This is a genomic window from Emticicia sp. SJ17W-69 (assembly GCF_051209875.1).
Classification (GTDB): domain Bacteria; phylum Bacteroidota; class Bacteroidia; order Cytophagales; family Spirosomataceae; genus Emticicia.
This window is the reverse complement of sequence record NZ_JBNTQY010000001.1, coordinates 3,601,495-3,612,839: the sequence shown is the minus strand read 5'-3', so window position 1 is coordinate 3,612,839 and position 11,345 is coordinate 3,601,495. Positions and strand designations below refer to the sequence as shown.

Genomic DNA, 11,345 nt, shown 5'->3' with positions numbered 1-11,345 from the left:
TTTCCTCAGATGACATTTGGCGATGAAGCTGAGGCGATTTTATTGACCGATGATGTTTCGAGCATCATCGGTTTTTTTTGTAAAACAAGTTTCTAACTTGTTCTAAATGGAATTTGCTCTACATCTACTCGCATCCTCGGCCACTTACCAAAATACTTGTACCTTTGATTTGATAATTGGCATTTAATGAGCGAGTAATAATATCAAGTTTTGTATAAAGTGGCATATCGTCTAAGTTTCCATTGAGTGTACAATTTCCTAAAGATTCATTTTCCAAGACCATTTCAATACCATAGGCTTTTTCAAGCGTTTTGAGAACTTCATGTAAAGGGATATTTTGAAAATTGAAGCTCAATGATTCTTTTTTGATGGTTGGTAAAACTTCTGGTTTTTCGACCAAACCAGTAATAAAATGCTCTTCTTCATCAAAAAAAGTTACTTTTAAATTGGGAGTAAGAATAACGCCATTGTCTTTTTTATTGGCTTCTTCTTTTTCATAAACTGTTACTTTTCCTGATGCTACAGAAACTTCAAATTTTTGCATTTCAGGATAAGCCTTTATTCTGAAACTTGTACCCAAAACCTTTGTAGTAACTTTTCCAGTATAAATCATAAAAGGTCTTGTGGCATCTTTTTTCACATCAAAGAATGCTTCACCAATTAAATTTACTTCACGAAATTTTGTATCTGATTGATTATAAGTAATTTGTGTTTTTGGATTCATCGTTACAATGCTACCATCGGGCAAAGCTATTTTTAATTCTTTAGTAGAATTATTCTCATATTTTGTCCAATTTGAAGAAAGCACTTGTTGGTTAGTTTGACTATCTCCTTGAGGTATTTTGTAAAACCAAACACTAAAAGATATAAGTAGGACAGCCGCCGCAATACCTAAATACAATAGCCAAGGAATCGGTGTTTTTTGTATTTGTTCAAAAGGTCGAATTCGACGTTTGATTTTTAGATATAGTTCGTTTTCTAAAGTTATTTGCTCATCTTCAGGCATTTGGCTAATGCCATCAAGGTTTTTCTCAAAAGACAAATACCATGATTCTACTGCCTGACGTTCATTGTCGGTGCATTTATTTTGTAGAAAACGTTCAATTATTTCTTGATTAAGTCTCATTATTGTTATGCTTACAGAGACTAAGTGTAATTGATAAAAGTTTTCCCCTATATCCATTAAAAAATATTTTTAATGGCTATTATAATTAAGCCTAAAGAAGTATAATCTTTCAAAGCCTCACGCAGCATTTTGAGGGCTTTAGTCATTTGATTTTCGACGGTTTTCTCCGAAATATCTAATTTTTCAGAGATTTCTCTTTGTGAAAGTCCGCTTCGTTTGAGTAAAAAAACTTCACGGCAACGTTCAGGAATGGTGAGTAGAGCTTGTTGATAGGCTTCATTTAGTTCGTCGAAAGCAACTGTTTGTTCTGTAAAATTATCATCATTTTCAGTTTGATTGAGTGTGGATGAATATTTTTCAAAAAGACTGTTTTTCTTAAATTGAGCAATAACAAGGTATTTTACAGAAGAAAAAAGGTAATTTTCGATGTTTTCAATCGGTAAACTTTCACGGCGTTCCCAAAGAGAAACAAATAATTCTTGAACGATTTCTTCACTTAATTCTTTGCTTTGCAGGCGTTTGTAGGCTGCTCCGTAGAGTTTTGAAAAATACCTTCGATACAAAATCTCAAATGCTCGACTATCACCATTGGTAATATCGGCAAGTAATTCTTGGTCGCTATCGAAGGGTAGTTTTTTCATTATGGTACAAAAGAAAGATTTATTTAGAATAAAACATAGTGGAACAATAAAAAGAGGTAGTGAATGAAAATCAACTAAGCGTTTCTAACTGAACTCAAATGACCACTTTAGCTGTTGAAAAGAGAAATACCAATAAAAAAATTATGGCTCGTGTTATAATAGACCCCGACGAGAAGAAACCAAATATTCGTGAACGTGTACAAGCATTAGGCAATTTACCCTCTTTCTTGCGTGAAGTCTATCAAACTTCTCCTGCTTTGACTATTAGCAATACATTTCTTAGATTGCTACGTTCGGCAATTCCGATTTCCATTCTATATGTGGGTAAACTTATTATTGATGAAGTGCTTCATTTAAGTACAGGTAAATTGCTAACTTTTAATCATTTATATTTATTGATAGGTGCAGAATTTGGCTTAATGATCATCAGTGATTTATTGGCACGTGGCATTGGCTTAACAGATAGTCTTTTGGGCGACTTATTTGCCAATCGTACTTCCATTAAACTCATGGAACATGCAGCTTCATTAGATTTAGCACAATTTGAAGATGCTACTTTTTATGATAAACTTGAACGTGCCAGACAACAAACCAGCGGTCGAACGGCACTGCTTTCACAAATTTTGGCACAAGGACAAGACATTATCTCAATGGGTTTATTATTGGTTGGACTTATTACTTTCAATCCTTGGTTGATAGTGTTGCTTTTAGTTTCGGTTGTTCCTTCATTTATTGGTGAACTGCATTTCAATGCTAAAAGCTATTCATTGCAGCGTGGTTGGACTCCTCAACGCCGTGAATTAGATTATTATCGTTTTATTGGGGCGAGCGATGAAACCGCCAAAGAAGTCAAACTTTTTGGACTTTCTGATTTTATTATTGATCGATTCAGGAATTTATCCAATCGTTATTTTAAAGAAAATAAAAAGCTTTCTATCGAAAAAGCATCTTGGGGAAGTTTGTTGGTTGCAGTCGGAACGCTCGGTTATTTTGGTGCATATACAATGATTATTGTCGAAACTGTCAAAGGTATTGTTACCATTGGTAGTTTGACTTTCTTGGCTGGTTCTTTTCGACAGTTAAAGTCTTTATTGGAAGGCATTTTAGGCAGATTTAGCAGCATTTCACAAGGAGCTTTGTATTTAAACGATTTATTTGAATATTATCAAATTGAACCAAAGATTACTTCGCCAAAACAATCAAGACCTTTCCCTAATCCAATTCAAGAAGGTTTTCGTTTTGAAAATGTAGGATTCAAATATCCAAATTCTGATAAATGGGCCAATCGAAATTTGAGTTTTACACTAAAAGTAGGAGAGAAGTTAGCTTTAGTAGGTGAAAATGGCTCTGGAAAAACAACATTGGTAAAATTACTTGCTCGATTATATGACCCAGATGAAGGAAGAATTTTGTTGGATGGTTATGATTTAAAATCCTACAACCTTAATGAACTTCGAGAGCATATTGGGGTAATTTTCCAAGATTTTCAAAAATTTCAATTTACAGCAGGCGATAATATTGCAGTGGGTGATATTGATTCCCGTGAAGAAATGCCTCAACTTGCAAGAGCAGCTCAACAAAGTTTGGCAGATACCGTCATTGAGAAATTACCTTTAAAATATGAACAACCTTTAGGCCGACGTTTTGCGAAGGGTATTGAGCTTTCAGGTGGCGAATGGCAGAAAGTTGCTTTGGCAAGAGCTTATCTGCGAGAAGCTGACGTGTTGATTTTGGACGAACCTACCGCTGCATTGGATGCTCGTGCCGAATATGAAGTTTTTCGTCGTTTTGCCGAACTGACACGTGGAAAAACAGCCATCCTTATTTCTCATAGGTTTTCAACAGTAAGAATGGCTGATAGAATTTTAGTTTTAGATAAAGGGCAATTACTCGAAATCGGTACGCATGAAGAACTTTTGGAGAAAAAAGGTCGATATGCTGAGTTGTTTTATTTACAAGCGGAAGGATACAAGTAGCACAATTTTCCAAATTGTGTCATAATCTTATAGGCACAATTTGGAAAATTGTGCTACTTTTCCCAAATGGCTAAAGCTAAACGAAGTTTTCCATAATCATAAACGCCTTCAAGAGCTTCAAACAAAGGTTTAAGTGCATCGCCTTTCTGAACATTCATTTTCATCGCTTCTGCTATGATTTGATTATATTCATAAGTTGCAATATATTGTTTGAGGTCAATATTTTCACCATCTTGATGAAGTTTGACCAAATGACTAATAATCGTCACGGGATTTAATACTCGCTTGGCGGCCATTTGTTCAATCGAAAGCCCTGCTTTATACATCTCAAATGTTTCGAGAAAAGTCATGCCTTTTTCTTGCTTTGCACGTCCAATGCCAGGGTTTTCGCCAGTGAAAGATAAAATCTCATTGATAAACTCTTCCCCATATTGCCTAAATTTCTGTTCACCAACACCAGAAACAGCCATCATTTGAAAACGATTGATAGGGCGTTTTTGTGCCATATCTGAAAGTGAGGCATCTGAAAAAATAATAAAAGGAGGAACATTTTGCTCATCAGCAATTTTCTTACGTAAAATTCTAAGTTTTTCAAACAAAGCATCTTTGATGACTTCTCGCTTTGTTTTTTCTTTTGGAGCAGCCTCTTCCTGTCGAGCTTTTTTGATGTCATACGCCTCAAATCTTACCAAGTTTACTTTCTTTTCACCTTTCAAAACTTGCCAAGAAACTGAATTTAATTTTAACGCATGTCGCTCATCATAAGCAATATCAACTACACCAGAATTGAGCATTTGTGTAATATAATCTGCCCATTCTTCATATTTTAGCTCTTTTCCTACCCCAAAAGTCTTGAGACTTTGATAACCTTTCTCATAAATATTTCTATTTTGTGAACCCCTTAAAACATCAATCAACAAACCCATGGCTACTTTTTCTTCTGTTCGAGCAATAGCCGACAAGGCTTTTTGTGCAAAAACCGTTGCGTCAAATTTCTGCGGAGGATTGTGACAAACATCACAATTTCCGCAATCGTTTTGTGCCTCTTCGTTGAAATAACTCAACAAAATTCTTCTTCTGCAAATCTCTGCTTCAGCATATTGTTTCATTCGGTCGAGTTTGGCAAACTGAACATCTTTCATTTCCTGCGGTAACTCTGAGTTCTGAATCATGTCTTTTCGAGTCATGATATCAGCGAAACTATAAAACAATAAAGTATCTGATTTTACTCCATCACGCCCAGCACGACCAATTTCTTGATAAAAACTCTCCACATTTGAAGGTAAACTATAATGAATCACAAATCGCACATTCGACTTATCAATGCCCATTCCAAATGCAATCGTTGCAACAATTACCTGTACTTCATCTTTGATAAAAGCGTCTTGTACTTCTGAGCGGGTTTGCGAATCTACACCTGCATGATAGTGCATAGCTCTAATTCCCACTTTTCGCAGACCTTCTGCCACTTCCTCTGTGTTTTTACGACTTAAACAATAAATTATTCCTGATTGATTGGGCCTTTTGCCGATAAATTCTTGCATAATTTTCAATCTATTTCTGCCCCCTAAAACTGTCAAACTAAGATTAGGACGGTCGAAAGAAGAAATAAAAACTTTGGCATCAGGTACACCCAATTGTGTTAAAATATCTTTACGGGTAACACGGTCGGCAGTGGCAGTTAAAGCAACAACTGGTACATCAGGAAAGGTTTCTTTCAGAATATTTAGTTTGGTATATTCAGGTCTAAAATCATGCCCCCAAGTAGAAACGCAGTGCGATTCATCAATAGCTATTTGATTGATATTGAGTGTTTTGACAAAGCTTAAGTAGTTATTATAAAATAATTTCTCAGGAGAAATATATAGTAATTTCAATTCGCCCGATTGGCACTTTTCTTCAATGGTTCGTTGGTCAACAGTAGATTGAGAACTGTTTAAAAAAGCAGACGGAACGCCATTGGCTTGTAGCGACTGTACCTGGTCTTGCATCAAGGCAATCAAAGGTGAAATAACCAAAGTTATACCTTCCATCACCAAAGCAGGAACTTGAAAACAGATTGATTTTCCACCACCTGTGGGCATCAGTACCATACAATCTTGTTTTGCTAAAATTGTGTTAATTATTTCTGCTTGAAGTGGGCGGAATTTGTCGTAACCGAAGTATTTTTTTAAAACTTGTTCTTTTGTCATTGTTGGATGGTTAAAGTAATTAAAGCAAAATTATGAGTAAAAGATGATTTTTAAATTGAAAAGCTGTTATTTTTACTGAAATTATTTCTATTTCCAGTATGGACGAATATTATTTGCCATTTTTACACTAAAAATCATTTTCAACAAACAAACCTAATTGAATGAAAAAAAGTACACTAATTATTGCACTCATTACTATTTGCTCCTCGCTATACGGGCAAGATAAATCTACTGAATATGCTGCCACCATCACAGCTCAAGATTTAAAAAAACACCTAACTTATATAGCTTCCGATAGTTTGGAAGGAAGAGATACTGGCTCAGAAGGACAGAAAAAAGCCGCCATTTATATTTCTAATCATTTTGCTAAATTAGGTTTACAAGCAATTGTTCCTACAAAAGATGGAGGAAAAAGCTATTTTCAATACTTTAATTTATATAAGAAAGGTTGGAAAGATGCCTACATTAAAATAGGTAATAAGAAAAAAGAGTTTTTTAAAGATTATTATCCAAATGGTTTGACAAGTATTCCAGATGAGCAATCTATCGCAGTAGTTTTTGCAGGTTATGGTATTGAAACAGATACCTATAATGATTATAAAAAGATTGATGTAAAAGACAAAGCGGTAGTGTTTTTTGAAGGTGAACCAAAAGATGAGGCTGGTAATTACCTTATTACAAAATCGGGTGAAAAATCTGAATGGGTTGAGAAAAGTGGCGTTATGAAAAAAATGAATATTGCACTCAATCATGGAGCGAAAATGTTCTTTATTATTTCTGAGTCAGATGCAAGTCAATTTACCTCATTGGCGGCTGAAAGAAAGGTGGTATTATCAAGATTTAACCAACTGAATTTTAATCCATCAACTTCAGCTGAAAAAGCAACCTCAAATCCTACTTTTTTCGTCTCTAAAGAAATGGCTGCTGATATGTTGGGACTAAAACTTTCAAAATTACAAAAATTAGAAAGTGCCATTGCTAAAAAAGGAGAGAGTTCTACAGGAAATACCAAAGAATCAAGTATTTCTATTAAAGTTGAAAGAGGGGAAGTGCCAGTCGAAACACAAAATGTGCTTGGCTTTTTAGAAGGTACAGATAAAAAAGACGAAGTAGTATTAATCACTGCTCATTATGACCATGTTGGTATTCAGAATGGACAAATTTATAATGGGGCTGACGATGACGGTTCTGGTACTTGTACAGTTATGGAGCTTGCAGAAGCATTTGCTAAGGCAAAAGCAGAAGGGAATGGTCCACGTCGCAGTATCTTATTTATGACGGTAACAGGCGAAGAAAAAGGGCTTTTAGGGTCGCAGTATTATACAGATAAGAATCCAATTATTCCACTCGAAAAAACTGTTTGCGATTTGAATATTGATATGATAGGTCGGATTGATAAAGCACATGCACCTAAACAGGATTATGTTTACTTGATAGGTTCGGATAAGTTATCTTCTGAATTACACCAAATTAGTGAAGATGTTAATAAAAAATACATCAATTACCAATTAGATTATACCTTCAATGACCCCAAAGACCCTAATCGTTTCTATTATCGTTCAGACCATTACAATTTTGCTAAGCATAAAATTCCGGTAATTTTTTATTTTACAGGTGTTCACGAAGACTACCACCGTCCTGGTGATGATGTCGAAAAAATCTTATTCCCAAAGTATCAACAAATCGCTCGTTTGGTTTTTCAAACAGCATGGGAGTTAGCAAATCGTGAGGAAAGAATAAAAGTCGATAGCAATAAACCATAATTTAAAAAAGCGTAGATTCGCTTAAATAGGTAATTTTGTTAGAAAATAGATAATCAACGAAATTTTTAGTTTCGCTTTATTGCTAATGGCAAATATGTGAATGCTAATTACTTGATAATGAAAAAGTTAGGAAGGGCTTTTGTTTGTTTGTTTAGATTCTTTAATCTTGGAAAAATACAAATAATGTTTTAGTTCAAAAAAAAAAAAAACTGCCTATTCTTTTTTGTTTCAACGTTTTTCTATAAAATTGTCAAAGAATTAAAAAGTGTACGAAACGATTTTTTACAAAATTTTCTTTCAAAATTGTTCGTACTTGTAAAACTTTTCACTTTAATTTACCAAAAAATTAACTAATTCATTTTTTAAAACCCTAAAATTTTCAAATCTAATGGAAAAAAAGGCAACAGCCCCAGCCGCTAAAGCAGCAGCAAAACAATCAACAGGTGGTGGATTAAACCCGGCTCTTACAATCCCAGTTCTTCTTGCAATTGCAATCTTAACTTACGTTTTCATCTTAGGCGATGCAAGTCACTTTCTTGATGCAGAGAAACACAAACCAAAACCAGGTGATTTCTTTGGTCTAATCCATAGTGGTGGTGTGGTTGTACCTATCTTGATGACTTGTTTCCTTTGCGTATTAGTATTCTCAATTGAGCGTTTCTTTACAATCAACAAAGCAACCGGAACAGGTAATATTGATGCTTTTGTTCGTAAAGTTCGTTCGTTATTAGATTCAAACAACATTGCAGATGCAATCAAAGAATGTGACAAACAAAAAGGTTCAGTAGGTAATGTAGTAAAAACAGCTCTTGGAAAATACAGCCTTTTGACTACTGATACTTCAATGGACAAAGAACAAAAATTAGCAGCTCTTCAAAAAGAAGTTGAAGAAGCAACTTCATTAGAGCTTCCAATGTTAGAGAAAAACCTTACGATTCTTTCTACTTTGGCAACTGTATCAACTCTAATTGCCTTATTAGGAACTGTACTTGGTATGATTCGTGCGTTCTCAGCTCTTGGTGCTGGTGGTGGTGCTCCTGATGCAGCAGCTTTGGCAACTGGTATTTCTGAGGCCTTGATTAATACAGCCCTTGGTATCGGTACTTCTGCTATCTCAATCATCATGTATAACTTCTTTACATCAAAAATTGATGAATTGACTTATAAAATTGACGAAATCGGAATGAGCATCCAACAAAATTTTGCTGCTCATAACTAATTTTATTGACGAATGATGTTTGTTTGAAAAATATGTTATATATTTAGACAACATTCTAAATTTGTGTTCGTTAATTTAATATAATCTATAAAATTAGAAGTTATGCCAGCAATAAAACCAAAACGTAAAGGTCCTGTCATGGATATGACAGCGATGTGCGATGTGGCATTCTTGTTATTGTCTTTCTTTATTATGACCACCCAGTTTAAAGGTCAAGAGTCAGTAACTGTTGATACGCCTTCATCAATTTCTCAAACTAAAGTGCCTGATAGAGATGTAGCTACAATCAGTATTGACCGTGATGGAAAATACTATTTTGGAGTTACAAATCCTAAAGACCGTGGCGAACTTTTTCAAAGAATGGCTCAAAAATACGGTGTTACCGTGAATAATGGAGATTTAAAAAGCTTTGAAAAATTATCAGATTTTGGAATCAGTATTGCAGGATTAAAGCAATATTTAAATATGCCTCCTGAAGATCAATTAAATGTGAAAATGGCAGGTATTCCAAACGATTCTACAAAAAGCGAATTAGGTGATTGGGTTGCTACATATTTTAAAGAAGTTAATCCTTCGGCAAAATTAGCAGTTAGAGGGGATGCTGCAACGCAATACCCAGCTATCAAACAAGTACTTAACGAACTTGGTAAGAGAGATATTAATAAATTTCAGTTAATTACTGGAGTTGAAAATGCTCCTAATTAATTAGTTTTAACAATCTAAACATTGTAAATCAATGGCAGAAATAGACACCTCCGGTGGTGGTGGGAAAAAAGATGGTAAGGTACGGGCAAAGAAACATTCGGCAAGAGTTGATATGACTCCGATGGTGGACTTGGGCTTTTTACTGATAACATTCTTCGTTTTCACCACCACGTTCAGCAAACCTAACATGATGAAGTTGAACATGCCAGAGAAGGATAAGGACGAAAAGAAACCTGAAACGGCAGAAATCAAAGAATCTAATACGATTACGATCATCATGGGTAAAGATAATCGTATTTTCTATCATCAGAAATCATCAAAAAATTTGACACCTGAGTTATTGATAGAAAGCGATTATTCAAAAGAAGGTATCCGCACGGCAATTTTGAAAGGCAAAGTAAATGCTATCTCACCTGAGAAATTTACTGTCGTTATCAAACCAACCGATGACGCAACTTATAAGAATACTGTTGATATTTTGGATGAAATGTCAATTACGAAGTCTGAGCTTTATGCGATAGTTGACCCTTCAAAAGAAGAATTGGAAATTTATAAGCAAAAAATTGCTTCTCCAAAACAATAATTTAGTATAGATATTGCTTTTGATTGAATCCCGAATTCGCAAATGCAGTTTTATTTTAAAGTTTTAAAATTAAATTAATATGGACCCTAAAAATAATGTCAATGTTACCTTAGACGACATGGTTTTTGAAACCCGTAACAGGGCGTATGGAGCTTATGATCTAAGAAAGACATACAAAAAGACAGTTAACCGCTCTCTTTTGTATGGTTCAATTGCATTTTTGGCTGCTGTGGGTGCTCCTATGCTTTATGCTTCTATCGCTCCTAAAGCGAAAAAAGAAGTAGCGGTTGAAATTGATTTGACCAAGCTAAAGGAAGAAAAAACGGAGGAGAAGCCACCTGAGCTTCCACCACCACCACCACCTGAGCAAAAACCACCAGAAGTAGCAACTATCAAATTCTTGCCTCCTGAGCCTAAGCCAGATGAAGAGGTGAAAAATGAAGAGCCACCACCAAAAGTGGAAGAACTCGAAAAAGTAGTTATCTCAAATGTAACTAAAGAAGGGGTTGAATCTGATGAAGTAGCTGCGGCTCCACCACCAGTTGAAGCACCAAAAGCAGTTGAGATTGAGCAACCGAAGGAAGATGAAATCTTTACAACGGTTGAACAAAATCCAGAGTTTCCAGGTGGTATCAAAGAAATGTATAGTTTTATTGGTAAAAACCTTAAATATCCTTCTGCTGCTCAAAGAGCCAACGTATCTGGAAAAGTATTTGCCAAGTTCGTTGTTGAAAAAGACGGTAGTTTAGGTGATGTACAAATCTTAAAAGGAATTGGTTTTGGTTGTGATGAAGAAGCACAGCGTGTATTGAAGTCAATGCCAAAATGGAATCCTGGAAAACAAAATGGTCGTAATGTACGTGTATTCTTTACGATGCCAATATCATTCGTACTTGAATAATGTTACAGAAGCGTAAACCTCAAGGATATAATCAAATCACACCATATATAATGGCATTCACTGGCATTGCTTATGTTGTGATGGGTGGATTTGTGATAAAGAGAAGTTCTTTACTTCCAATCACTGAAACAATGGCAGATGTACTGGGTATTTTATTCATTATATATGGATTGTACAGAGGTTGGAGAGCATATAAAGCTTTTACAGACTCATCTCAAGATTAAAAACAATAAAAAATG

Annotated in this window: 10 protein-coding genes; 7 read left to right on the top strand and 3 right to left on the bottom strand. The window is 35.0% G+C overall.

Translation table 11 applies throughout. The features are described 5' to 3' along the window. Nucleotides 1-124 precede the first annotated feature (124 nt). Together ACQUQZ_RS14700 and ACQUQZ_RS14695 are read right to left on the bottom strand one after the other, a co-directional pair. A complete protein-coding gene (locus ACQUQZ_RS14700; RefSeq protein ID WP_435355778.1) occupies nucleotides 125-1,126 on the bottom strand; it encodes a FecR family protein in 1,002 nt (333 codons plus the stop codon). A 56-nt stretch (nucleotides 1,127-1,182) separates the two neighbouring features. Then, nucleotides 1,183-1,767, bottom strand: a complete 585-nt coding sequence (locus tag ACQUQZ_RS14695; RefSeq protein ID WP_435355777.1) for an RNA polymerase sigma factor — start codon at nucleotides 1,765-1,767, stop codon at nucleotides 1,183-1,185. Between the two features lie 143 nt (nucleotides 1,768-1,910). Here ACQUQZ_RS14695 and ACQUQZ_RS14690 point away from each other — a divergent pair, with 143 nt between their 5' ends. Then, nucleotides 1,911-3,743, top strand: a complete 1,833-nt coding sequence (locus tag ACQUQZ_RS14690; protein ID WP_435357659.1) for an ABC transporter ATP-binding protein — start codon at nucleotides 1,911-1,913, stop codon at nucleotides 3,741-3,743. Between the two features lie 53 nt (nucleotides 3,744-3,796). On the opposite strand, the gene recQ is transcribed toward ACQUQZ_RS14690, so the two are convergent. Continuing rightward, entirely contained in the window at nucleotides 3,797-5,935 is a 2,139-nt protein-coding gene (recQ, locus tag ACQUQZ_RS14685; RefSeq protein WP_435355776.1) for a DNA helicase RecQ, read from the bottom strand. 161 nt (nucleotides 5,936-6,096) lie between these two features. On the opposite strand from recQ, the gene ACQUQZ_RS14680 reads away from it, so the two are divergent. From ACQUQZ_RS14680 to ACQUQZ_RS14655, 6 genes are all read left to right on the top strand, one after another. Then, complete coding sequence (locus ACQUQZ_RS14680) at nucleotides 6,097-7,698, top strand: M28 family peptidase (RefSeq protein ID WP_435355775.1); 1,602 nt, start codon at nucleotides 6,097-6,099, stop codon at nucleotides 7,696-7,698. Between the two features lie 388 nt (nucleotides 7,699-8,086). Next, the gene (locus ACQUQZ_RS14675) at nucleotides 8,087-8,917 is read left to right on the top strand and encodes a MotA/TolQ/ExbB proton channel family protein (protein ID WP_435355774.1); all 831 of its coding nucleotides are present in this window, start codon (nucleotides 8,087-8,089) and stop codon (nucleotides 8,915-8,917) included. Nucleotides 8,918-9,019: 102 nt separating this feature from the next. Further along, a complete protein-coding gene (locus tag ACQUQZ_RS14670) occupies nucleotides 9,020-9,622 on the top strand; it encodes a biopolymer transporter ExbD (RefSeq protein WP_435355773.1) in 603 nt (200 codons plus the stop codon). A 31-nt stretch (nucleotides 9,623-9,653) separates the two neighbouring features. Then, the gene (locus tag ACQUQZ_RS14665; RefSeq protein ID WP_435355772.1) at nucleotides 9,654-10,205 is read left to right on the top strand and encodes a biopolymer transporter ExbD; all 552 of its coding nucleotides are present in this window, start codon (nucleotides 9,654-9,656) and stop codon (nucleotides 10,203-10,205) included. A gap of 79 nt (nucleotides 10,206-10,284) precedes the next feature. Further along, a complete protein-coding gene (locus tag ACQUQZ_RS14660; protein ID WP_435355771.1) occupies nucleotides 10,285-11,106 on the top strand; it encodes an energy transducer TonB in 822 nt (273 codons plus the stop codon). Further along, nucleotides 11,106-11,330 (top strand): hypothetical protein, encoded by a 225-nt coding sequence (locus ACQUQZ_RS14655; RefSeq protein ID WP_435355770.1) that lies wholly within the window; start codon nucleotides 11,106-11,108, stop codon nucleotides 11,328-11,330. The genes ACQUQZ_RS14660 and ACQUQZ_RS14655 overlap by 1 nt, the downstream gene beginning before the upstream one ends. The last annotated feature ends 15 nt before the right edge of the window (nucleotides 11,331-11,345 follow it).

What these genes read in the sequence shown, in the direction of transcription:
- ACQUQZ_RS14700 (WP_435355778.1), bottom strand. Translation starts at nt 1,126, where the DNA reads ATGAGACTTAATCAAGAAATAATTGAACGTTTTCTACAAAATAAATGC.
- ACQUQZ_RS14695 (WP_435355777.1), bottom strand. Translation starts at nt 1,767, where the DNA reads ATGAAAAAACTACCCTTCGATAGCGACCAAGAATTACTTGCCGATATT.
- ACQUQZ_RS14690 (WP_435357659.1), top strand. Translation starts at nt 1,911, where the DNA reads ATGGCTCGTGTTATAATAGACCCCGACGAGAAGAAACCAAATATTCGT.
- recQ (WP_435355776.1), bottom strand. Translation starts at nt 5,935, where the DNA reads ATGACAAAAGAACAAGTTTTAAAAAAATACTTCGGTTACGACAAATTC.
- ACQUQZ_RS14680 (WP_435355775.1), top strand. Translation starts at nt 6,097, where the DNA reads ATGAAAAAAAGTACACTAATTATTGCACTCATTACTATTTGCTCCTCG.
- ACQUQZ_RS14675 (WP_435355774.1), top strand. Translation starts at nt 8,087, where the DNA reads ATGGAAAAAAAGGCAACAGCCCCAGCCGCTAAAGCAGCAGCAAAACAA.
- ACQUQZ_RS14670 (WP_435355773.1), top strand. Translation starts at nt 9,020, where the DNA reads ATGCCAGCAATAAAACCAAAACGTAAAGGTCCTGTCATGGATATGACA.
- ACQUQZ_RS14665 (WP_435355772.1), top strand. Translation starts at nt 9,654, where the DNA reads ATGGCAGAAATAGACACCTCCGGTGGTGGTGGGAAAAAAGATGGTAAG.
- ACQUQZ_RS14660 (WP_435355771.1), top strand. Translation starts at nt 10,285, where the DNA reads ATGGACCCTAAAAATAATGTCAATGTTACCTTAGACGACATGGTTTTT.
- ACQUQZ_RS14655 (WP_435355770.1), top strand. Translation starts at nt 11,106, where the DNA reads ATGTTACAGAAGCGTAAACCTCAAGGATATAATCAAATCACACCATAT.